This is a genomic window from Bacillus sp. z60-11 (genome assembly GCF_046464135.1).
Taxonomy (GTDB): Bacteria; Bacillota; Bacilli; order Bacillales; family Bacillaceae; genus Bacillus; species Bacillus sonorensis_A.
This window is the reverse complement of the sequence record NZ_JBIYSN010000001.1, coordinates 524,729-545,377: the sequence shown is the minus strand read 5'-3', so window position 1 is coordinate 545,377 and position 20,649 is coordinate 524,729. Positions and strand designations below refer to the sequence as shown.

Genomic DNA, 20,649 nt, shown 5'->3' with positions numbered 1-20,649 from the left:
TATGAAATAGTGCTCCTAATCTTTCATAATATAAGTCGGGTCGGACCTTTCAAGAGTATTTTCCTGTGAATTCGAACCCGCTTTTTTGTTAATCGTATTGTCATGTAAAAAGACACTGTATTGCCCTGGTGCGAGCCCCTCCATATTTTCCAAGTCTTTTACAATTTGATCGAAAATAGATTTGTCTGGTTCTGTATTAGGTTTTTCCATGAATAAATGTATAGTGACATAAAACGATTCCGGGTCTGTCTTAGAATGCTTGATCTCGCGTTTCCATTCTTCTTTACTTTTATTTGGATTTTTTAAATATTTCAAATAAACCTTATCTAAACTATCATCAAAAGTTGTTATATAATAATAAATCGTATGAAACCCTGATGCCATTACATTATTAACGGCTTCTTGCCTCATGCCGACAACAGGCTCTTGCTTCGCAGTCTTCGCCAGGTAATCATCAAGCTTCCCTAGTTCTTGATCAAAAACCATTGCATAAATACCACTATTAATTGCACTTTCAACTTGACCTTCCTGTGACCATACTTTATCCGTCAATACCTCCTCAGCCTTTACATCAATCGGAACAACCGCATATGTATGAAAATGCGGCTCACCCTCTGATTCAACAAATACAGAAGCCGCATTAAGCGCTCCAACAATATGATGTACTTTCACTTTCGTCTTATATTTGTCCAGGAAAAATGTCTTGACGGCTTTTTCAATTTCCTCACGATGTGCTTCGGCGATTTTAGTCGTTTCTTCTCCACCGTCCAGTTCATAGCCTTGCCCCGTATAATCTTGTACACTGATTAAATTTTGGTTATACTCCGCTTGGCTGTTAGCCTCTGTTTTTTCACCGTTTTTGTCATGATTTCCCACATCCAAGTTCATGCATCCTCCCAGAAGTATTGGGATACCAATACTGAGCGTTATGATTTTTTTGTATTTCATCATTCATCCTCCTCTGATGAGGTTTGTGTTTCTCAAAATCATCTTATATGTCCTTTGAAACCTCAATACCGAGGCCGGACGCCTTCTTCCGCCAATGTCAGCGGATCATACTTACTGAAATAGTTTGTGATATTGGGATAGTCTTGGTCCCGGTCCACTTCCCCTTCCGGCAGGATCGACGGATTTATCGTCACAGCCTTCACATCGGGATGCTCCACCGCTACCACATTCGCCAATCCCCCGCCAAGCGAGTTTCCGCAGACTGAGGTTAGTTTATCACCGTATTTGACTTTCATCTTGTCGTAGTAGTCGCGGGCGGCCTTCACTTGTTCCGGTGTTATATCACCGGCCATCTGCGCATCGGTGAGAATGTCCTGGATGCCGTTTGTTTTCCCCGCGTCCGTTCCTTGGTAGACGACTGTGTATTCGCCTGTTTCTATGTTTTTGACCGTTATCACATCAAAGCCGGTTGGGTCGTTATATTTGATATCCTTAACCTTATATATAACGTTATTTATATAAATTTCCCTTCCAATATCTTGGTGTTTGTAGGCATGATATCCCGCTAATTCAACCAAGTCCTTATCATTAACATGACTATTATTTCCATTTGATGATGAAACCATCTGAATCTCCTTACTTATCTTTGATAATCTCCTCAGAATCAAGACTATTATCTTTTGATCCCCTCGCAGTCTGTTTACCGATCATATTGTCATGTAAAAGCACACTATAAATCCCAAGTGGCAAACCGTCCATTTTTTTTATGTCCTTTGATATTTGTTCAATGATTGATGGATCAGGCTCTACGTTTTTGTTTTCCAGGAACAATTGAATGGTAATATCAATACTCTTTTCATTCATTTTCTGATTTATTAAGATCTTTTCCCATTCTTTTTTGCTTCGATCAGGTTTTTCTAAATACATTTCACTAAGATTGATACCACTAAATACACCGGGAGACATCGATATATAGTAGTATGGTGTACTATATCCGCTCCCCCCTACATTTTCCACAGCTTCCTTTGTTAATCCAACCAGATTATGTTTTGCAGAAAACTCTTTCAAATACTGATCTAGAACTTTAAACTCCTTATCATATACCATTGCGTAAATTCCTGTTCTAATAGCATCTTCAACTTGACCTTCTTCAGACCAAACTTTATCGATTTTCACTTCTTGCTTCTCCACATCTATCGGAACAACCGCATATGTATGAAAATGCGGCTCACCCTCTGATTCAACAAATACAGAAGCCGCATTAAGCGCTCCAACAATATGATGTACTTTCACTTTCGTCTTATATTTGTCCAGGAAAAATGTCTTGACGGCTTTTTCAATTTCCTCACGATGCGCTTCGGCGATTTTAGTCGTTTCTTCTCCACCGTCCAGTTCATAGCCTTGCCCTGTATAATCTTGTACACTGATTAAATTTTGGTTATACTCCGCTTGGCTGTTAGCCTCTGTTTTTTCACCGTTTTTGTCATGATTTCCCACATCCAAGTTTATGCATCCTCCCAGAAGTATTGGGATACCAATACTGAGCGTTATGATTTTTTTGTATTTCATCATTCAGCCTCCTCTGATGAGGTCTGTGTTTCTCAAAATCATCTTATACGTCCTTTGAAACCTCAATTCCGAGGCCGGACGCTTCTCAATCCCGATCGAAGAAAATTTTCCCATTGATCAGGAATCGCTTTATTATAAATCAAGAGACATCCCATTTGAATCATTTGATGCGTATTTTAAGGTAGGGATAAAGTAAATGAGACATTAGAACTAACAGAACACCTCTTGATCGAAATAATCGAAGACTTCGGAATTAGGTATATATATTCATTTTTTGTTAAACACCTGTACATTCAGAAGTCTAAATGACATGGATCAAGATGAGGAATTACAGAATAAGAACAGCCCGTTTATTCGAATCGGGCTGTTCTTTGGTTTTTCTGCCTGATCAAACTTTCTATGGTTGTTCAGGCGATAACCTTTGATCAGGACGGTGTCTCAGGAGATGCCTTGTGGTAAGACAATAAAAAAGACCCGGCTCAGTCTGAGCGGGCGATGTTTCCCTTTTTTAAATTACCAGTCCGGCTCCTCATGTTCAAAACCATAAAATCCTTTGATGATCACGTCCCCGCACCCGGACACTTTAGTGATCTCTAAATAATGATTTCTGTACGGTGTTCCCGCTACTTTGTCGGCAGCACTTAAGTTGAGTTGATTGCCAGTGAATTCTTTCTCGCTTAACGTATACTGATTCCCGCTTAATGAAATTCTCTGTAACTTGAAGTTGAGCGTGCATCCTTCCGCATTGAATATCGTAAATTTGTAATAAAGCCAGGTTGGGTAATAATTTGGATTCGTATCATCAGACATAAAAAAGCCTTTGTTTTCCTCTGTCATTGTAAAGCTCTCTTTTTTCTCGTCTTTTGTGATCTTTGCCAGTGCCTGTTGTACGTTCAAAGTTAACGCTAATAAAAGTGTCAGCACAGTGCAAGCCAATAATTTTTTCATCAGCACCCCTCCCGATTTTACCATATTATAACCCGGATTGAATAAAAAGGAAATTAAGTTTTAATTCTTGTCGCTATGATTTCACAATCAATTATTGGATCAAAAGATTGCCGGAAGTGTGCAACTCTATGTTTGAACAAGAAATTTCCAATCGATCGGCGCAAATAAATGGTCTAAAAAAGAGATTTTAGGACATTTATGTGACTCGGCCGTCAATAATATTGAAAGGTCTATCAAAATTCAATATGAAAAATCGGTATATGTTATTCAAATGTATCATCAAGACCAAGGGTCATGGTTCAGAATGATATACCACTCGATGAAATCGTAAGTCTTTTCCAATCGCTCAACAAGCAAATTGTTCATATCATCAAAACGATTTCTGACGAAAAGCTGTCAACCCTTTGTGACATAGGGAATAATCAGCATAAAACATTACATCATATTTACAAACAAATCTTAAGGAATCAGGTAAAGAACATGACAAAGGGTGAGAATCGCGCAAAATACAGCCGAGGCTGCTGGTAAGCCGAAGGAAAAGCTCAAAATCGATGAAGGATGAACCGAAAAGTCCATTGAGGAAAATGAAAGTGTCTTGATAAGCCTTTAACTACATTAAAAAGCATTCCCCTGTAATGAGGAATGCTTTTTTATCTTGTTTAAAATCAATAACAAAATAACCTATTTCAATATTTTTTTATTGTAAAACGATAAATGATGTGATAAATTCAATATTGAAAAAAATAAGTGAGGTGCTTCATATGAAACAAGGATCAACACTCTTTTTAAAGATAGCTGTTATTCTTATTGGAATCCCGGTTCTTGCTTTGTGCATTTTTTTTGTGCCGGAAATAGCAAACTTTACAGCGGAATTGTATCCAGATATTTCCTATCTGAAATATCTCGTTTATATCGATTTGTATTTAGCGGCGGTCCCTTTTTACTTTGCTCTGTATCAAGCCTTTAAACTTTTAAGCTATATTGACCAGAATAAAGCTTTCTCGGAATTATCCGTCAGGGCTTTAAAGAATATAAAATCCTGTGCAATCACCATCAGTATTTTATTTGCGGCAGGCATGCCACTCTTCTATCTCATCGCGGAGAGGGACGATGCTCCAGGTATCATACTAATCGGATTGGTCCTTATTTTTGCTTCAATGGTTATCGCAGTCTTTGCCGCTGTTCTCCAAAGGCTATTGCAAGAAGCGATCGATATAAAATCAGAAAATGATTTAACAGTCTGAGGTGAAAACAATGGCAATTATAATCAATATCGATGTGATGCTGGCTAAAAGGAAAATGAGCGTCACGGAACTTTCTGAGAGGGTCGGAATCACGATGGCGAACCTTTCAATATTGAAAAATGGAAAGGCAAAAGCGATTCGATTGTCAACTTTAGAGGCGATTTGTAAAGCTTTAGAATGTCAACCCGGAGATATTTTGGAATACCGAAGCGAGGAAGACACCCAGGATGAATAAGAATGAGAAAGTTATTTAGCGATGATCCTACGCATATGACCGTAAGGCTATTGACAACTATTCTGAGGCCTTTTTCAGAAAAAAACTTTGGAGGCACAAATCATGAGAGCACTAAAACAGCTCGTTCTTTTTGGTTGGGAACAGGCCCTATCATGTTTGTTTCCTGTCGTTATTTTTGCCTCTTTGGCGATGACCAAAATTATCCCTCTTCCCTTCCTGCCGCGGTATGACTGGCTGCTCATCATCTGCCTTCTCATGCAGTGGCAGATGGTGCGTTCCGGTCTTGAAACACGGGATGAATTAAAAATGATCACATTGTTCCATCTTATTGGCCTTAATCTTGAACTTTTCAAGGTACATATGGGCTCCTGGTCTTATCCCGAGGAAGGATTCTCCAAATTTTTCGGAGTGCCTTTGTATAGCGGCTTCATGTACGCAAGTGTTGCCAGTTATCTTTGCCAGGCCTGGAGGCGCCTTAAGGTTGAGCTGATTAAGTGGCCGCCGTTTTTGGCAGTTGTCCCTCTTGCCGCTGCGATTTACTTGAATTTTTTCACCCACCATTTTTGGATTGACATCCGCTTTTGGTTATCCGGACTTGTCATGATCGTCTTTTGGCAGTCATGGGTCACATACGAGGTGAATGGAACTCGTTACCGTATGCCGCTCGCCCTTTCCTTTGTGCTCATCGGATTTTTCATATGGGTAGCCGAAAATATCGCAACGTTTTTTGGGGCTTGGGAATATCCAAACCAAACCGAAGCATGGAGTCTCGTTCATCTAGGAAAGGTGAGTTCATGGCTCTTATTGGTGATTGTCAGCTTTCTTATCGTTGCGACGTTAAAACAGGTGAAGGGGAAAAACTCCACCAAGATAGATACTAGTCCAATCTTATAACTGTTAATAACCTTATTTCAAAAAAATCGGCCTACTCCGTTTCATAAATGGCGTTGACTTGATTGGTCTAATGTGTCGCATTTGTATAGCGGAGGTTAAGAACGAATACGAAACAATAGAATGCGAAAACAGGATTAAATCAGGTGTTTTATGATGGTACCCATTTGTGTATAATTAGAAGAATATTCTGGTATTTATTATTTCTGCGGGGTGGGATAGTGATGGAAAAACACGAATATGAGTGGGTCAAACAAACGAGACAGATTTTACTAGACCAGTGTAAAGAATTGAAGGAAAATGATTTCACAAAAGAGTTGGGATTTGGTTTTCAAAGTATAAGAGATTCTTTAGTTCATGTGGCGGGTTGTTATCATGCTTGGCTGGGTTCCTTTGTGCTTTCAAAAACAGCTACACCACTATTAACAAAGGAAGCAATCAATGATATGCAGATAGAGGATATTCAACGTTATTTTCAACAGGCGAATATATATGTAGACACTGTATTTGAACAATTCACTGATAAATTTGATGAAATGATCGAAAAAGAGCCTTCTTGGAAAGCAGGCAGCGGGGTTGTAAGAAAAACGCCGCAGCAATTACTAATCCACTCTATCACGCATGAATTTCATCATAAGGGGCAAATTGTAGCCATGTTGCGGTTGCTTGGCTATACTCCTAATAATACAGACATTTTAGGGCTGCCTGAAAAGTAATTTGCTGTACATAAATAAGAGATCATGAGTTATTAAACTAACGGGCAGACGGCTTTCCGGTTACGTCTAAGCCGCTGTATAAACGAAAGGAATTGCTGGCCGGCCTTAAAAAAAAGACGTGCAATTACGCACGTCTAGGTCACAAACTTAGCAATCTCCTTATCGGTTATCCGTTAATAGGTCACACTGCTGTCACTCTCTATCGATCACTCGTCCAATTTTCCGACCAATTCCGCCTGCATCGAACTTGAAATCTTAAATGTATTACATGATTTCTCGGAAGCGAAGTCATTCACAATAGACGACATCATTCTTTACAAGTCGGATATAGATATAGTTAGATCTAGGTTGAATGAAGTTATGAAAGAGAAAGGAATCCAAAGCCAGAAGGAATTGGCTGAGTTAGTTGGTACTACCGAGGCCACGAAAAGCAGATTGAAAACGAATACAGACATGAAATCACGACACTATTCATTATTAGCAAGGGGTAAAATGTGCCAATCGAAGAATTATTTCATGTCGAGGAAATAGAAGAGGGAAAATAAAAGTGGAGATGACTGGCGGAGAGTTTGTTGCCTTGAAGGTGATCGCGCAAATATGGCGAATACTTGGATTGCCCGATCCAAGAGGTCGTACAGTTGAACGCGTAGAAGATAATGCTGAACAATTAATCTCAAATAAAAAAGCCCTTCTCATTATAGTTGGGCTTTTAGTGCTATTTTTTCTTAGCAAAACGGAATCGCGATATTTCTAAATTAAGATGCGAACCTTTCTGCGACTTTAAAAGAAGTGTTATCTGTTTGAACATATGTGGAACTAACCACACTTACTGTCCCCAATAATAAAACAGCGCAAATCAAAAATTTAGCTTTCATTTACATAACCACTCCTTTGAATTTGTCTTCTTGCGTCACATGCAATACGGTAAAAATCACATGCATCACGAATCTTTTCTTCAGTTTGCAAAACTTGCGCAGTGATGATTCCGTAATCTTCCACATCTGCATACAAACCGTTTTCTTTGAAGAACTTAAAAGATTCCCTAACTAAATCCAGATCATTAATCAAGTAAAGCCCTTTTAACATTTCGAGCTTTGCAAGGTCATATGAATTACAAATTTTTCCGGCAGATTCTTTTCCTTCACAATAAAGGTCATGGGCTGTTACCAACTCAGATTGCTTTGCTCTAACATGTGCAAGGTTAAAAAAGGCTTTTGGTAAAAAACTATGATTAACCTCTCTATACACTTCAAGGGCTTTTTGGAGATGATCGGAAGCTTTTTCAAGTTCTTCAAGTTGATTGTAACATATTCCAAGATTCAAATGCGATGAGCCAATTAAATGAACAGAGTCCAAAATTACTGATTCAGTTAATGCTTGGTTTAAGCTTGGTAAAGCTTTTTCAGGAAGCATTTGATCTCGATGATTTCCAGCAAGAATGAATTGACATTGAACTCTGCGTTCTCCATAAGTATCGTACTTTTTATAAATGTTATAAGCGCGGCTCGCATAATTCATCGAAAAAAATGTCTGTTTCATATGGTAATACACTTCTGATACCTTGAAATAAAATTCAGCTTTCTCTAGCTCATCACACTCAAAAGAATCAAGTTGTTTTTCGGCATTCCTATAGAAATTCAACGCGAGTATCAGTTCTTTTTGTCTGAAATGATACATTCCTGCGAAGAATTGATAATAATATTCCAACATTCCCTCAAGGTTGTTTTGATCACGAATTTTTTTGAACTCCCCAAATCGTCTAGCTAAATTACCGCCGGAATCAGAATACATATAATCAAATTGAAGATTGTGTCGAAATAACAATAAGTTATAATAGACAACTACGTCTTGGTTCTGTTCCATTTGCTCTAATTCTCTTTTAACTTCTTTCCTGGTATCCTCCGCTTGGCCCGGCCAATTGTTTTTCAAAGCCGTATACCAAAAGTTCATTTTCGTCGCAACCAGATCATAAGGAATGACATCCATAAGCCCTCTCCCTTTCTTCATTAAATTTTCAGAAAGTTAAAAGCGTCTCTTTATCTTAATAGTAATAATTCTACAAAATAACCCTGTTTTTCACAACCATATATTGTTAACACACCTATAAAACATCTAATATGTAAACAAATAGAGTAGGTTATGTTTTTAGTCCTGATCAATAAGATTCATTTTCATGGACTGCAAGGATTTAAGAAGATCGAGGTTATCGATTAGCACACGAAATAAGAAGTTTTCCCGCCGTCGATACCTTAACATACCCACATCAACTTCCGGCGGCTCATACGCTTTAATTTCATGGGAAAATCGTTTATAGTAGGAGGCAATGAAAAGGTATCTTTTTTCGATGGATGACGGTACTATAAATTGATCGCTTTTTCCTCCCGTTAATGAGAATTTGAATGATTGATCCAAAAACAAAAAAAGCCGATGACACACCTTTTCGTTCACAACGAATGAGCCTCCACTATTGTTCTGCGTATATTCGTAAAAAGCCACGTTATCGCTCTCCTTCCGTTTATTTATAAGACCTAGCAATCGTTCGCATACGCTCACTCTTGCAGATGTTATTAATCGCGATAAATCTTTTATTAAAAAATATCCGCGCGAATGTATATGAGCGCTATTATTTAATTGAGTATAGATAATGCGTATAGTAAATGAGTATAGTTCGTCTGTCGTTTGAGCAAGGGACGGGTTCACCTCATGAACCCCCGGCTTCATTTTCGAATGCTTTCGGTATCGGAAGCAGCACGTACAGGTTCGAAATTGTCCGCTCTCTTTACTCCTTCTTTCGCGAATATCGATCAAGCCGACTTCCTTTAACTTCCGTAAAGCCTCCCGGACCGTATTCTCCGAACAGAAAATTCGGACGCCAACGTCTTGATTGAAGGAAACGACTGCTTGCTGTGATTGTCCGCGTGCATCGACAACATCGTATAAACGAGCTTTTGCGCACTCTTGTCGAGAATCTTGACGTCAGATAGTACGCTGCTCGCTACTTGTGCGAATTTGTGCTCGCGTAAATCCAAAACGCCTCGCTCTTCGTTCAAGACAAAGCTCCCTTATCGAACACCTTCGCGATGACGTACCCTTTCGATTCGAGAAGTTCAATTAGTTTAACCGCATTCTTCTTCCCGGTTCCCTGATCGCCACCCATATTGTGTGCTTCAGATAAAAATCTAGTAAGATGTACGAACAAAATCTCGTCTTCAGATTCGTTTCTACCTTCGTACATAACAGTCACCTCCTGAATTAGTTCCACAGACGAACCTGTGATCTTGGAAATCAATCGGTCGTTTTTCGTTTGTCATGCGTTTATCACCCCGCAATATCTTTCGTTATAACTTCCGGAAAATCCGTGTAATCCGAAAAGTATAATGGCTGTTTGCTTCCGCCGCATCCGTTCATATCGACCACCTCTCGGAGCATGATCGAATTTTGCGATTTCCCTTGCCACACATCGTAAGGCAGATACGCAACCCGTCGATTCTCTAAATCCACTATCGCAAGTATGTCGTAATCAGCTTTCGTATAAGGCCGACTCGCACCGTTTGATTTTCGATTATCTATTTTCATTCGGTAGCCGTCGTGCTCCATATTCGTTTTGACCTGAATCTTCGTAAATACTCCGCCCACATCCGTAACGATATCGTAATGGACCCACGGTATGTCCGGATTAAGGCTAACGATTTCCTTCCTCGCTAGGTCTGCGCGAACAATACTCTCCGCTGCATATCCGCAAAAATTACGTTTACTAACGGCACCCATCCGACCACCTCCTCATGAGATAATACCCGCGACTTTTTAAAACCGCACAATAAGTTCGAAATTTTTTCGCCTTCACTTATAACTGCGCAACAACTTTCCGAAATGGACACCGTTTTTAAAATTTCGCTGTCATAAATAGTTGCGAAGTCACTTTCGGATTGGCACACGTTTTAGACAAAAAAATAGACGCACTCAATCGTACGTCTACGTCACACTAGCATTAAATTTCGCTTATATTTATAGATAAAAAACGTCACAGTGACGTCACACCGGCATCACACTCCGATCACACAACGTCACACTTCGCTATTTTCACGGGTCACACTCCGCCACACTTAAATCACCGATTATCAATCGTCTCCGGATACAAATCATGATTCATCATCCGGTACTCAGCCATTTTCTCATACTTCGTGCCCGGTTTGCCATAGTTTGTATACGGGTCGATGGAGATTCCGCCCCTCGGGGTGAATTTGCCCCAGACTTCGATGTAGCGTGGGTCCATCAGTTCAATTAAATCGTTCATGATGATGTTCATGCAGTCTTCGTGAAAATCGCCGTGGTTGCGGAAGCTGAAGAGATATAGTTTCAAAGACTTGCTTTCTACCATTTTTTTATCCGGAATATAGCTGATGTAAATGGTCGCAAAATCGGGTTGCCCTGTTTTCGGACACAGGGATGTGAATTCGGGACAATTGAATTTGACGAAGTAGTCTCTGTTTTCGTGTTTATTTGGAAATGACTCGAGCACTTCCGGAGAGTAGTCGAACAAATAATTGGTCCCTTGATTGCCGAGAAGGGTTACGCCTTCCAGTTCTGATTCTTTTCTTGTCGTCATGTTTCATCTTCCTTTCTTTACACGCCGCGTTTATTTCCCCAGATGAGGGTGTGAAGCTGCGGAAGGACGCGGACGCGGTTTAGTTCAGGGTCTCGCGTGACCGCTTCTACCAGCTCTTCATACTTTTGCAGCAGTTTTTCAACAAGCCGGCTCTGATCCTCGGTCTGAACGTCATCATTTCCGACCTGGAGAAAAAACGGGATCTCTGGATAACGATGGTGGACTTTTTTGGCAAATTGCAGGTCGTCCGCCGTGAAAATGACGACCTTCAGACTTGCCGCGGCCAATCTGCCGTGGTCTTTCAGTTTGCCGATGATATGGTCAAGCTTGTTAAAGTCGGTGTTCATGTTTGAGCTTGGCGGTTTCGGTGAGATGGTCAAATCATCGATATCCGTAAACCAGTCTTGATAAAATGTGCCTTGGGTTTCAAGCGCCGTCCGGATATCGTGTTCTTTCAAAAGGGAGATCAGGGCATCCAGCTGTTTTAAAAGCGCCGGGTTTCCGCCCGAAATCGTCACATGCGAAAAGGCGTTTCCGCCGATTTCTTTCAGCTTTTCGTATACGTCTTCCGCCGTCATCCATTGAATATCTTTTTTGGCCGAACCGTCCCATGTGAAGGCCGAGTCACACCAGCTGCATGAATAATCACAGCCGGCGGTTCTCACAAACATCGTTTTTTGGCCGATGACCATGCCTTCCCCCTGAACAGTCGGACCGAAAATTTCCAATACCGGAATCGGCTTAGCCATGTTGACCACCTGATGTTGGACGGTAGACGACATAGCTTGTCGGGGTTTCCCTGACAAACACCTGAACACAATGCGGGCGGTTTTCAAGCTCCCGTAAATAAGCCTCGACTTTTTCATAAATCGTTTTTGCGACAACTTCAGTCGACGGAATTTGTTCAGGGCTGTCACCGGAAAATTCGTTGTGATCATTTAAAAGCGTATGATCATATTCCCCATGGATCAGTTTTTTAATCGTGCTGAAATTGACGAGAAAACCGGATTCATTTAAGACATCTCCGGCAATCGTGATGTTGATCGTATACGTATGGCCGTGGACCCTGCTGCATGCGCCCGCATCATCCCTCGGAATGAAATGAGCGGCCGACATTTGCATATCTTTATTGAGTTCAAATGCGTACGGGTGGTTTGCTTGCGGGTAGATTTGCGTCAGCATGTTAAGCTCTCTCCCTTTTCATTTTCATGTATTCGTTGTAGCCGTTCGCGCGCAGTTTGCAAGCCGGACATTCGCCGCAGCCGTCGGCGATGATTCCGTTGTAGCAAGTCAGCGTCTCATGTTTGACGAAGTCAAGGGCATCCAGCTCATCTGCCAGCTCCCATGTTTCCGCTTTATTCAGCCACATGAGCGGCGTGTGGATGACAAACGGGCGCTCCATCGCCAGGTTGACAGTGACATTGCATGATTTAATGAACGCGTCACGACAATCGGGATAGCCGCTGAAATCCGTTTCGCATACACCGGTCACGATGTGGCGGGCGCCGACTTGGTAGGCAAGGATGGAAGCAAACGATAAAAACACGAGGTTGCGTCCGGGAACAAATGTGGACGGAAGCTCGCCTTCTTTTGCTTCAATGTCGATGTCATCCCTTGTTAAAGCATTTGGCGCCAGCTGATTCAAAAGCGCCATATCCAACAGATGATGTTTGACACCCAGCTTTTCAGAAATGCTTTTCGCCACTTCGATTTCCTGCTTGTGCCGCTGGTTATAATGAAAGGTGACCGTTTCCACCTCTTCAAATTGTTGCAACGCCCATAAAAGGCATGTGGTGCTGTCCTGACCGCCGCTGAAGACAACGATCGCTTTTTCCTTTTTCATGGTTCCTCCTTCTCCGCTTTCGCCAATGTATTCAAAAGAAGAGATTCGATCTTAAGCCAACGAAAAAACACCTTTCTTTTGTAGGAAAGGTGTTCTAGCAAAAAAACAATAAAAAAGGCCATACCCCAAGGATACAGCTTTCCTTAGTTTTTTATAGAGGGTTTCGCTAGAACCTCTCCCGCGGTTTCAAGAGCGGATTTTGTTCAATTTTCCTTCGCCATCTTATCACAAATCCGGGCGCTCGCCAAGCCCCGGACATTGACGTTTAGCGTTTTGGCACTTTTTTGACGATCAGAAAGAAAATAAAGACAAGGCTGAGCTGGCCGAAGAGCGGATAAATGGTGGAAATCAATTTTCCGTAGCCGATCTGCCCGGTTAAGTAAATCGTCAAGAGAATGAATATGAAGATGTAAACACTTTTTATATGAAGATATTCATTGATCTGCTTTTCCAGACCGTATAGATTGCCGATGACCGATGTGAACACTTCGCCGAAAATGATAAACAGGTAGATGATATGGACAGAATGCTGGACAATATAGACGACCTGCGCCATCGGAATCTCATATAAAAGAACATCAGGCAATGTTGAAAGTGATAAAAAGCTGGCGATTAAGACAAGTGTGAGCAGCGTCCCTCCGATAAACGCCCCTTTTTTAATCAGCTCTTCCGATTTTAATTCAGAGGCGATCGGCACAAGAACAGCCTGTGCGAGCGACAAATTGAAAGCGCCATATGACACGGCCGACAAGATCCACTCCGTATGACCCGACGTCGACGGCAAAGTATTGACGCTTGGCCCGCCGAAGATAAACGAATCAAACAGAACGATCAATGAAAACAGCAGCAATAAAGGAACGACGACGATATTGACGCCGAAAATCCCCTTTACACCCGTCATCATCACGAACAGGCTTAAGGCGATCGTCACGAGCATCCCCGCCTGATTGGAAAGTCCGAGCTGTTCTTTGAAAAGCGCTCCCGCTCCCGACAGCATCACGGACGTCACGCCAAGCAGTACCATCAGCATGAAGGCGTTGACGAATTTTCCGAGCGTTTCGCCGAACAAATATTTGTTCAGCTCCTGATAAGATTTCGCTTTAATTCTGATGGAGATCAGCATGATTTTCGCGCCGAGAAAAGTAAACATCAGCCCGCTGATCAAAATCCCGGCCAAACCTGTCCAGCCGAACCTTAAAAAAAATTCAACGATCTCTCTTCCCGTCGCGAATCCGGCTCCGACGACAGTTCCGACGTATACAAATGCCAGCTGAAAAGCTGATCCTTGTGATTGGCTCATAACTCTCCCCCGTAAACGAATTCCCTTGCTTCATCATATGAGGCACGTCCCTTAAAAAGAAGGACAACTTCACGACGCAGGAACAAAAAGGAAAAAGCATGATACTTGAAAGTCAAAGATGGTCAAGGTATACTATAGTCAAAGATGGTCAAATGAAGCGACCATTTTTTCAAACACCATTGGTCAAAAAAGGTCAAATTATATTGAAAGGGGTTTTGGCAAATGCGTTGTCAACATTGTCAAACAAATGAAGCGACGATTCGCCTAAACATGCAAATAAACCATACAAAAAAACAAATGGATTTATGTGAAAACTGCTATAAAGAGCTGACTCAGCCTTCCATGTATTCCGGAAACCACTTTTTTGGAGGAGGGTCTTTCTTCAGTCAGCCTGCACAACAACAGCAGCAAACCGCTCGCACAAAAGGGCTGCTCGATGAACTGGCGGTCAATGTAACGAATGCCGCCCGAACTGGGCTGGTTGACCCTGTGATCGGCCGCGAAGATGAAGTGGCCCGAGTGATCGAAATTTTAAACCGGAGAAACAAAAACAATCCGGTGTTAATCGGTGAACCAGGCGTCGGTAAAACAGCCGTTGCAGAAGGACTTGCCTTAAAAATCGCTGAAGGCAATGTGCCAAACAAGCTGAAAAACAAAGAGCTCTATCTGCTTGATGTCGCCTCCCTTGTGGCGAACACGGGAATCAGGGGACAATTTGAAGAAAGAATGAAGCAGCTGATGAAAGAGCTGAAAGAACGAAAAAACGCCGTTCTTTTCATTGACGAAATCCATCTCTTAGTCGGCGCTGGCTCTGCGGAAGGATCTATGGACGCGGGCAACATTCTGAAACCTGCGCTTGCCAGAGGCGAACTGCAAATCATCGGTGCGACGACTCTGAAAGAGTATCGTCAAATTGAGAAGGATGCCGCTCTGGAACGACGCTTCCAGCCGATCATGGTGCATGAGCCGACCATTGAACAGGCGACAGCCATTTTGAACGGCCTGAAGGAGAAATATGAAGCATACCACGGCGTTTCCTATACAGATGAAGCCATTAAAGCATGTGTCGTTCTGTCCAGCCGCTACATTCAGGACCGCCACCTTCCCGACAAGGCGATCGACCTGCTCGATGAAGCCGGTTCAAAGGCAAACCTTACAATCGATACGGTCAGCGGTGAAGAAGCGGAAAAACGCCTGAAAGAAATCGAAGCGGAAAAACAAAAGGCGCTTCAGGATGAACACTATGAGCTGGCGGCAAAGCTCCGCGATGAAGAAGAAGCATTGCACGCTAAGCTGGAAGAAAAAACAGCAGCAAAACAGGCCATCGTCGGAGCCGAAGACATCCAGGCGATCATCGAACAAAAAACAGGCATTCCGGTCGGCAAACTGCAGCATGACGACCAGAAAAAAATGAAAGAGCTTGAAGCCAATCTCGCAAGCCGTGTTATCGGACAGGAAGAGGCTGTGAAAAAAGTGGCAAAAGCCGTGCGAAGAAGCAGAGCCGGTCTAAAATCAAAAAACAGGCCTGTCGGTTCCTTCCTGTTTGTCGGTCCGACAGGAGTAGGTAAAACAGAGCTTTCCAAAAGGCTTGCCGAAGAGCTGTTCGGCACGAAAGATTCCATCATCCGCCTCGACATGAGCGAATATATGGAAAAACACGCCGTATCCAAGCTCATCGGTTCTCCTCCGGGATATGTCGGTCATGATGAAGCCGGACAGTTGACAGAAAAAGTCCGGAGAAACCCGTACAGCATCGTCCTGCTCGATGAAATTGAAAAAGCTCACCCTGATGTACAGCACATGTTCCTGCAGATCATGGAAGACGGACGGCTGACGGACAGCCAGGGACGGATGGTCAGCTTTAAAGACACCGTCATCATCATGACAAGCAATGCCGGCGTTTCCGAAAAACGGACAACAGTCGGTTTCAACAGAGAAGAACAGCTGCTGGGTGAACAATCATTGATCGATTCGTTAAGCAGCTACTTCAAACCTGAATTCCTGAACAGGTTTGACAGTATTGTCGAATTCAAGCCTCTTGAAAAAGAAGATCTTGTCAAAATCGTCGACCTGCTTCTGAAGGAGCTTGAAGAAACATTAAGCGATCAGGAGCTGACACTTACGGTTTCAGACGAAGCAAAAGAAAAAATCGCCGAAATCGGATGTCACCCTGCATTTGGTGCGCGTCCTTTAAGAAGAACGATTCAGACAGTAGTCGAAGATCAAATGACCGACCTGCTGCTTGAAGAAGAAAATATTTCCGGTTTTCACGTTACAGCGGAAAACGGCGATATTGCGGTGCAATCCGTATAACACATGCGGCTTCCATGTTGGAAGCCGCTTTTTATAATACATAAGACTCCACTAAATTAAAAATTTTTCCATCTTTTCATCCTAAAGTCCCGTTTCAGCTTGATTTCTCAACAATTTCTGAAACGCTCTAAAGTTCCGATCGACCGGCACCGATATTAACGATAGAAAAGTTAGTTAAAAGGAATTGGTGAAAAAAATGGACAAAACATCGTTAATTGGAATCATTTTAGCTATCATCGGAGTAGGTGTCGGCATGGTGATGAAAGGTGTCAGCCCGTCCGTTCTGGTCAACCCGGCGGCATGGCTGATCATACTTGTCGGGACAATCGCCGCGGTTACCATCGCTTTTCCAATGCGCGAATTAAAAAGGGTTCCCAAGCTCTTCGGCATCTTGTTTAAAGAAAGAAAGTCGATCGAAATCAACGAGCTGATCCCCATGTTTTCTGAATGGGCGCAAATCGCCAGACGCGAAGGCCTTCTCGCATTGGAAGCGAACCTGAATGAAATCGATGATCAATTTTTGAAAAACGGCATGAGCATGGCGGTAGACGGACAGAGCGCTGATTTCATCAGGGACGTTCTGACCGAGGAAGTGGAAGCAATGGAAGAACGGCATCAGGTCGGGGCGGGCATTTTTACCCAGGCAGGCACATATGCACCGACATTGGGCGTTTTGGGAGCCGTTGTCGGGCTGATAGCCGCGCTTGCGGACATGAGCAACACTGAAGCGCTGGGACACGCGATCAGCGCAGCCTTTGTCGCCACCCTTCTCGGGATTTTTACAGGCTATGTGTTATGGCATCCTTTTGCCAATAAATTAAAACGGAAATCCAAACAGGAAGTGAAAGTCCGCGAAGTGATGATCGAAGGAATTCTTTCCATATTGGAAGGACAGGCTCCAAAAGTCATCGAACAAAAGCTTCTCATGTATGTCTCTCCTAGCGAGCGCTCCAGCATCGTGATTCCTGAGGGAGACAAAGGGGAAACGAATAATGGCTAGAAAAAAGAAGCATAAAGACCATGAAGAACATGTAGATGAGTCCTGGCTCATCCCCTATGCCGACTTGCTCACACTTCTCTTGGCCCTTTTCATCGTACTGTTTGCCATGAGCTCGATCGACGCCAAAAAGTTCGAAATGCTGTCCAAATCGTTCAATGCCGTGTTTACAGGCGGTACAGGAATGATGGATTATTCGAGCTTCACAGAGCCGAAAACAAGCACAACCGAGGAAGGGAAAAGCCCTGATGAGCCGAAAGATATAGCGAAAATCCAAAAAGAAAAGGACAGGCAGTCGCTGAAAAAAATTCAGGACCATATCAACCAGTTCATCAAAAAGAAAAACCTTGAAAAACAGGTGAACACAAAGCTGACAGACGAAGGGCTTCTTCTCTCAATCGAGGACAATATTTTCTTCGATTCAGGGAAAGCCGAGATTCGCCCGCAGGATGTCCAGCTTGCCAAGGAAGTGTCCGACCTTCTCGTGCTCAATCCGCCGCGCAATATCGTCATCAGCGGACATACGGATAACGTGCCGATTAAAAATTCTCAATTTAAATCAAACTGGCATTTAAGCGTCATGCGCGCTGTCAACTTCATGAGCCTCTTGATCGAAAATCCAAAGCTCGATCCGAAGATATTCAGCGCTAAAGGCTACGGAGAATATAAACCGATCGCTCCAAATGACACGGAGGAAGGAAGAAGAAAAAACAGGCGTGTTGAAATTCTGATCCTGCCGATCGATGTCAAAAATGTAAATAACGAAAAATAAGGAAGCTGCGATTGGGCAGCTTCCTTATTCTTTGTTTTGATAAAAGTGCTTTGCGTTCAGACCTACTTTTTTCAGCATGTCGATACAGGCTTCCTTTTCTTCAGCGCTCAGGACACTGATCATTTGATGCAGTTCTTCGGCATGTCCGGGAAAAATCTGCTCAAGGAGCTTGATGCCTTTGTCGGTGATTTGCGCATAAGTGACCCTTCGATCGGTTGTACAGGCTCTTCTTGCGATCAGCTGCTTTTGCTCCAGCTTGTCAACCACATATGTAATGCTCCCGCTCGCCAGAAGAATCTTATCCCCTATTTGCTGCAGGGGCTGATCCCCTTTGTGATAGAGAAGCTCTAATACAGCAAATTCTGTCGGATTCAGACCATGCTTATGAATATGTTTATTCATATGATCATTAATTGATCTGTACGCTCGTGATAATACAATGAATAATTTCAATGACTGTTCCTGTTCTCTATTGCTCATATCTCTCATCTCCAAAGAAACAACTACAGGAAAACATTAATAAACTATGAGGAAAATGTCAACTGTTAACATTCAAACCATGTTATGATGATAGCAAATGAACCTCAAATAGATATTTTCGGAAATTCCCCGGTATTGTGTCCTATTTTCAATGTATTGGTTATCTTTTCTATAAATCGGCTCTTACTAGTGATATAATACCTCTATTCCTGTATCGATTGGGAGAGAGTAAAACATGCGCAATTTAAAAAAGATATGGAAGAAAATCAGGCTGTATTTAATCCTTGTTTTGATTCCGGCCTTTATTATAAGCTTTTTTATATACGAACAAGAGCGTGAAAACATTACTGATAAACACCGCCAGACGGCAACGCTTATGCTGAATATCCATCGAAACCAGATCAATTATTTGATCGGTGAAACCGAAGCAAGGCTCAGTTCCCTGGCAACGGCTCTCAACCATCCTGTCGACGAAAAACATATCAAACATATCCTGACGGAAACATACAAAAAAGAGCCGCGCTTTTCAGCATTGTATCTATTAAATGAAAACGGCGATGTCATGGTCAGTACGATGCCCGTAAAAGAAAAGAAGCCGGTGTCGTACAAGGACATTCTCCAAAAGGCGAAAAGCTCCAAGAAATCCGTGATTACCGATGACGCAAGCATCATGACGGACAAGCTGGAATTGAATATTTTCACTCCGGTCTTTAATGACAAAGGGAAGACGACAAACTTTTTATTAGCCTCGATTCGCATCGATTATTTGAAAAACATTATGAATGTGCTAAGCCCCGAGCTTTATATCAAAATTTTGAATCAGAAAAACCAGGTCCTTTTCACAGCCGGGCACTCACCCCCTGAAAAGCCGGAAGGCGGTACTGTCGATGCTTTTTTGGACCAGATCGACTGGAAGCTTGAAGTCTATCCTGAACCCGTCCAGCTAAACGAAATTGTTTACAGCCTTCTATTGTCCTTTTTAAGCATCTTTATACTGCTCAATATTTTATTCGTGCTGCTCCAATATGTATTGCTTAAAAGGCGGACGAAGCAGGAACGCGCCCAGAATGAAGCGCAAAAGCTTGAATTGATCGGCACACTGGCGGCGAGCACCGCTCATGAAATCAGAAATCCGCTGACCGGAATCAGCGGGTTCATCCAGCTGCTTCAGAAAAAATATCAATCTGCTGAAGATCAAATGTATTTCTCGATCATCGATCAGGAAATCCGGCGGATCAATCAGATCGTCAGTGAGTTTCTGGTGCTTGGGAAGCCGACTGCCGAGCAGTGGCAGTTAAACACCTTGAATGAAATGATTGACGAAATTATGCCGATCATTCATTCTGAAGCCAACCTGTATAATGTTGAGGTGGAATTCAAAGATCTTGCGGAAGGCCCGTCTTTCGTTTTTTGTAAGAAGGACCATATTAAGCAGGTCGTTTTAAATGTCGCTAAAAACGCATTGGAATCAATGAAAAACGGCGGGAAATTGCTGATCAAAATGGATCAGGATCAACAGGCTGCGAAAATTGTGGTGAAAGATGTTGGAGAAGGCATTCCGAAAGAAATGATGGAGAAGATTTTCCAGCCTTTTGTCACGTCTAAAGATAAAGGCACAGGGCTCGGCCTTGTCGTGTGCAAGCGAATCATCTCCATGTATGGGGGAACGATACATATCGAGAGCGAACGGCATAAAGGAACAACCGTCACAATCACGCTTCCGACATCAAAAGATCAAAATGGCTGATATGCTTACCGCTCGCGAAAAGAGCTTCCGTTAATGGCAG

At 42.5% G+C, this 20,649-nt stretch carries 25 protein-coding genes and 1 riboswitch; of the genes, 10 read left to right on the top strand and 15 right to left on the bottom strand.

Annotated features, from left to right (window positions below; genetic code table 11):
- Nucleotides 1-15 precede the first annotated feature (15 nt).
- The 4 genes from ACINLD_RS02905 to ACINLD_RS02890 all read right to left on the bottom strand — a co-directional run bounded on the left by ACINLD_RS02905 (nucleotide 16) and on the right by ACINLD_RS02890 (nucleotide 3,465).
- The gene (locus tag ACINLD_RS02905) at nucleotides 16-948 is read right to left on the bottom strand and encodes a DUF1672 family protein (protein WP_409444729.1); all 933 of its coding nucleotides are present in this window, start codon (nucleotides 946-948) and stop codon (nucleotides 16-18) included.
- 62 nt (nucleotides 949-1,010) lie between these two features.
- The gene (locus ACINLD_RS02900) at nucleotides 1,011-1,574 is read right to left on the bottom strand and encodes an Mbeg1-like protein (RefSeq protein WP_277692714.1); all 564 of its coding nucleotides are present in this window, start codon (nucleotides 1,572-1,574) and stop codon (nucleotides 1,011-1,013) included.
- A 10-nt stretch (nucleotides 1,575-1,584) separates the two neighbouring features.
- Nucleotides 1,585-2,517 carry a DUF1672 family protein gene (locus ACINLD_RS02895; protein WP_409444730.1) on the bottom strand — a complete coding sequence of 311 codons (933 nt, stop codon included), beginning with the start codon at nucleotides 2,515-2,517 and terminating at the stop codon, nucleotides 1,585-1,587.
- A gap of 513 nt (nucleotides 2,518-3,030) precedes the next feature.
- Nucleotides 3,031-3,465 carry a hypothetical protein gene (locus tag ACINLD_RS02890; protein WP_026586731.1) on the bottom strand — a complete coding sequence of 145 codons (435 nt, stop codon included), beginning with the start codon at nucleotides 3,463-3,465 and terminating at the stop codon, nucleotides 3,031-3,033.
- 761 nt (nucleotides 3,466-4,226) lie between these two features.
- On the opposite strand from ACINLD_RS02890, the gene ACINLD_RS02885 reads away from it, so the two are divergent.
- The 6 genes from ACINLD_RS02885 (at nucleotide 4,227) to ACINLD_RS02860 (ending at nucleotide 7,305) form a co-directional block, all read left to right on the top strand.
- Complete coding sequence (locus ACINLD_RS02885) at nucleotides 4,227-4,709, top strand: DUF2975 domain-containing protein (RefSeq protein ID WP_026586730.1); 483 nt, start codon at nucleotides 4,227-4,229, stop codon at nucleotides 4,707-4,709.
- 10 nt (nucleotides 4,710-4,719) lie between these two features.
- Entirely contained in the window at nucleotides 4,720-4,944 is a 225-nt protein-coding gene (locus ACINLD_RS02880) for a helix-turn-helix domain-containing protein (RefSeq protein ID WP_077736925.1), read from the top strand.
- Nucleotides 4,945-5,046: 102 nt separating this feature from the next.
- Nucleotides 5,047-5,838, top strand: a complete 792-nt coding sequence (locus tag ACINLD_RS02875) for a DUF817 domain-containing protein (RefSeq protein WP_277692905.1) — start codon at nucleotides 5,047-5,049, stop codon at nucleotides 5,836-5,838.
- 221 nt (nucleotides 5,839-6,059) lie between these two features.
- Entirely contained in the window at nucleotides 6,060-6,551 is a 492-nt protein-coding gene (locus tag ACINLD_RS02870) for a DinB family protein (RefSeq protein WP_409444731.1), read from the top strand.
- 360 nt (nucleotides 6,552-6,911) lie between these two features.
- A complete protein-coding gene (locus ACINLD_RS02865) occupies nucleotides 6,912-7,082 on the top strand; it encodes an XRE family transcriptional regulator (protein ID WP_236251226.1) in 171 nt (56 codons plus the stop codon).
- Nucleotides 7,083-7,098: 16 nt separating this feature from the next.
- Nucleotides 7,099-7,305 carry a hypothetical protein gene (locus ACINLD_RS02860; protein ID WP_077736927.1) on the top strand — a complete coding sequence of 69 codons (207 nt, stop codon included), beginning with the start codon at nucleotides 7,099-7,101 and terminating at the stop codon, nucleotides 7,303-7,305.
- Between the two features lie 110 nt (nucleotides 7,306-7,415).
- On the opposite strand, the gene ACINLD_RS02855 is transcribed toward ACINLD_RS02860, so the two are convergent.
- The 10 genes from ACINLD_RS02855 to ACINLD_RS02810 all read right to left on the bottom strand — a co-directional run bounded on the left by ACINLD_RS02855 (nucleotide 7,416) and on the right by ACINLD_RS02810 (nucleotide 14,300).
- Nucleotides 7,416-8,537 carry a Rap family tetratricopeptide repeat protein gene (locus ACINLD_RS02855; RefSeq protein ID WP_026586726.1) on the bottom strand — a complete coding sequence of 374 codons (1,122 nt, stop codon included), beginning with the start codon at nucleotides 8,535-8,537 and terminating at the stop codon, nucleotides 7,416-7,418.
- A gap of 159 nt (nucleotides 8,538-8,696) precedes the next feature.
- Nucleotides 8,697-9,047, bottom strand: a complete 351-nt coding sequence (locus tag ACINLD_RS02850) for a hypothetical protein (protein ID WP_277692711.1) — start codon at nucleotides 9,045-9,047, stop codon at nucleotides 8,697-8,699.
- A 323-nt stretch (nucleotides 9,048-9,370) separates the two neighbouring features.
- Nucleotides 9,371-9,601: a hypothetical protein gene (locus ACINLD_RS02845; RefSeq protein ID WP_409444732.1), complete on the bottom strand. Its 231-nt coding sequence runs from the start codon at nucleotides 9,599-9,601 to the stop codon at nucleotides 9,371-9,373.
- Nucleotides 9,598-9,786 (bottom strand): hypothetical protein, encoded by a 189-nt coding sequence (locus tag ACINLD_RS02840; RefSeq protein ID WP_077736929.1) that lies wholly within the window; start codon nucleotides 9,784-9,786, stop codon nucleotides 9,598-9,600. Before ACINLD_RS02840 ends, ACINLD_RS02845 begins: the two co-directional genes overlap by 4 nt.
- An 83-nt stretch (nucleotides 9,787-9,869) precedes the next feature.
- Nucleotides 9,870-10,319, bottom strand: a complete 450-nt coding sequence (locus tag ACINLD_RS02835) for a group I intron-associated PD-(D/E)XK endonuclease (RefSeq protein WP_077736930.1) — start codon at nucleotides 10,317-10,319, stop codon at nucleotides 9,870-9,872.
- Nucleotides 10,320-10,659: 340 nt separating this feature from the next.
- A complete protein-coding gene (gene queF, locus ACINLD_RS02830; RefSeq protein ID WP_026586724.1) occupies nucleotides 10,660-11,157 on the bottom strand; it encodes a preQ(1) synthase in 498 nt (165 codons plus the stop codon).
- Between the two features lie 17 nt (nucleotides 11,158-11,174).
- On the bottom strand, nucleotides 11,175-11,906 hold the full coding sequence (gene queE, locus ACINLD_RS02825) for a 7-carboxy-7-deazaguanine synthase QueE (protein ID WP_026586723.1): 732 nt from the start codon (nucleotides 11,904-11,906) through the stop codon (nucleotides 11,175-11,177).
- Nucleotides 11,899-12,339, bottom strand: a complete 441-nt coding sequence (gene queD / locus ACINLD_RS02820) for a 6-carboxytetrahydropterin synthase QueD (RefSeq protein ID WP_026586722.1) — start codon at nucleotides 12,337-12,339, stop codon at nucleotides 11,899-11,901. Before queD ends, queE begins: the two co-directional genes overlap by 8 nt.
- A 1-nt stretch (nucleotide 12,340) precedes the next feature.
- Nucleotides 12,341-13,000 carry a 7-cyano-7-deazaguanine synthase QueC gene (gene queC / locus ACINLD_RS02815; protein ID WP_026586721.1) on the bottom strand — a complete coding sequence of 220 codons (660 nt, stop codon included), beginning with the start codon at nucleotides 12,998-13,000 and terminating at the stop codon, nucleotides 12,341-12,343.
- Nucleotides 13,001-13,137: 137 nt separating this feature from the next.
- Nucleotides 13,138-13,182: riboswitch (PreQ1 riboswitch) on the bottom strand.
- 83 nt (nucleotides 13,183-13,265) lie between these two features.
- Nucleotides 13,266-14,300 (bottom strand): hypothetical protein, encoded by a 1,035-nt coding sequence (locus ACINLD_RS02810; RefSeq protein WP_077736947.1) that lies wholly within the window; start codon nucleotides 14,298-14,300, stop codon nucleotides 13,266-13,268.
- A gap of 222 nt (nucleotides 14,301-14,522) precedes the next feature.
- Between ACINLD_RS02810 and ACINLD_RS02805 the strand changes: the two genes are divergently transcribed.
- The 3 genes from ACINLD_RS02805 to motB all read left to right on the top strand — a co-directional run bounded on the left by ACINLD_RS02805 (nucleotide 14,523) and on the right by motB (nucleotide 18,382).
- Nucleotides 14,523-16,613: an AAA family ATPase gene (locus ACINLD_RS02805; RefSeq protein WP_409444733.1), complete on the top strand. Its 2,091-nt coding sequence runs from the start codon at nucleotides 14,523-14,525 to the stop codon at nucleotides 16,611-16,613.
- A gap of 196 nt (nucleotides 16,614-16,809) precedes the next feature.
- Complete coding sequence (gene motA, locus ACINLD_RS02800) at nucleotides 16,810-17,613, top strand: flagellar motor stator protein MotA (RefSeq protein ID WP_026586718.1); 804 nt, start codon at nucleotides 16,810-16,812, stop codon at nucleotides 17,611-17,613.
- A complete protein-coding gene (motB, locus tag ACINLD_RS02795) occupies nucleotides 17,606-18,382 on the top strand; it encodes a flagellar motor protein MotB (protein WP_026586717.1) in 777 nt (258 codons plus the stop codon). Before motA ends, motB begins: the two co-directional genes overlap by 8 nt.
- 24 nt (nucleotides 18,383-18,406) lie before the next feature.
- Here motB and ACINLD_RS02790 read toward each other — a convergent pair whose 3' ends face one another.
- Nucleotides 18,407-18,862: a MarR family winged helix-turn-helix transcriptional regulator gene (locus tag ACINLD_RS02790; RefSeq protein ID WP_026586716.1), complete on the bottom strand. Its 456-nt coding sequence runs from the start codon at nucleotides 18,860-18,862 to the stop codon at nucleotides 18,407-18,409.
- A 235-nt stretch (nucleotides 18,863-19,097) separates the two neighbouring features.
- Here ACINLD_RS02790 and ACINLD_RS02785 point away from each other — a divergent pair, with 235 nt between their 5' ends.
- Complete coding sequence (locus ACINLD_RS02785; protein WP_077736949.1) at nucleotides 19,098-20,609, top strand: PAS domain-containing sensor histidine kinase; 1,512 nt, start codon at nucleotides 19,098-19,100, stop codon at nucleotides 20,607-20,609.
- Nucleotides 20,610-20,649: the final 40 nt, after the last annotated feature.

Bases quoted from the DNA above. Each gene is read 5' to 3' on its own strand.
- ACINLD_RS02905 (WP_409444729.1), bottom strand. From the start codon at position 948: ATGAAATACAAAAAAATCATAACGCTCAGTATTGGTATCCCAATACTT.
- ACINLD_RS02900 (WP_277692714.1), bottom strand. From the start codon at position 1,574: ATGGTTTCATCATCAAATGGAAATAATAGTCATGTTAATGATAAGGAC.
- ACINLD_RS02895 (WP_409444730.1), bottom strand. From the start codon at position 2,517: ATGAAATACAAAAAAATCATAACGCTCAGTATTGGTATCCCAATACTT.
- ACINLD_RS02890 (WP_026586731.1), bottom strand. From the start codon at position 3,465: ATGAAAAAATTATTGGCTTGCACTGTGCTGACACTTTTATTAGCGTTA.
- ACINLD_RS02885 (WP_026586730.1), top strand. From the start codon at position 4,227: ATGAAACAAGGATCAACACTCTTTTTAAAGATAGCTGTTATTCTTATT.
- ACINLD_RS02880 (WP_077736925.1), top strand. From the start codon at position 4,720: ATGGCAATTATAATCAATATCGATGTGATGCTGGCTAAAAGGAAAATG.
- ACINLD_RS02875 (WP_277692905.1), top strand. From the start codon at position 5,047: ATGAGAGCACTAAAACAGCTCGTTCTTTTTGGTTGGGAACAGGCCCTA.
- ACINLD_RS02870 (WP_409444731.1), top strand. From the start codon at position 6,060: ATGGAAAAACACGAATATGAGTGGGTCAAACAAACGAGACAGATTTTA.
- ACINLD_RS02865 (WP_236251226.1), top strand. From the start codon at position 6,912: ATGAAAGAGAAAGGAATCCAAAGCCAGAAGGAATTGGCTGAGTTAGTT.
- ACINLD_RS02855 (WP_026586726.1), bottom strand. From the start codon at position 8,537: ATGGATGTCATTCCTTATGATCTGGTTGCGACGAAAATGAACTTTTGG.
- ACINLD_RS02840 (WP_077736929.1), bottom strand. From the start codon at position 9,786: ATGTACGAAGGTAGAAACGAATCTGAAGACGAGATTTTGTTCGTACAT.
- ACINLD_RS02835 (WP_077736930.1), bottom strand. From the start codon at position 10,319: ATGGGTGCCGTTAGTAAACGTAATTTTTGCGGATATGCAGCGGAGAGT.
- queF (WP_026586724.1), bottom strand. From the start codon at position 11,157: ATGACGACAAGAAAAGAATCAGAACTGGAAGGCGTAACCCTTCTCGGC.
- queE (WP_026586723.1), bottom strand. From the start codon at position 11,906: ATGGCTAAGCCGATTCCGGTATTGGAAATTTTCGGTCCGACTGTTCAG.
- queD (WP_026586722.1), bottom strand. From the start codon at position 12,339: ATGCTGACGCAAATCTACCCGCAAGCAAACCACCCGTACGCATTTGAA.
- queC (WP_026586721.1), bottom strand. From the start codon at position 13,000: ATGAAAAAGGAAAAAGCGATCGTTGTCTTCAGCGGCGGTCAGGACAGC.
- ACINLD_RS02810 (WP_077736947.1), bottom strand. From the start codon at position 14,300: ATGAGCCAATCACAAGGATCAGCTTTTCAGCTGGCATTTGTATACGTC.
- ACINLD_RS02805 (WP_409444733.1), top strand. From the start codon at position 14,523: ATGCGTTGTCAACATTGTCAAACAAATGAAGCGACGATTCGCCTAAAC.
- motA (WP_026586718.1), top strand. From the start codon at position 16,810: ATGGACAAAACATCGTTAATTGGAATCATTTTAGCTATCATCGGAGTA.
- motB (WP_026586717.1), top strand. From the start codon at position 17,606: ATGGCTAGAAAAAAGAAGCATAAAGACCATGAAGAACATGTAGATGAG.
- ACINLD_RS02790 (WP_026586716.1), bottom strand. From the start codon at position 18,862: ATGAGCAATAGAGAACAGGAACAGTCATTGAAATTATTCATTGTATTA.
- ACINLD_RS02785 (WP_077736949.1), top strand. From the start codon at position 19,098: ATGCGCAATTTAAAAAAGATATGGAAGAAAATCAGGCTGTATTTAATC.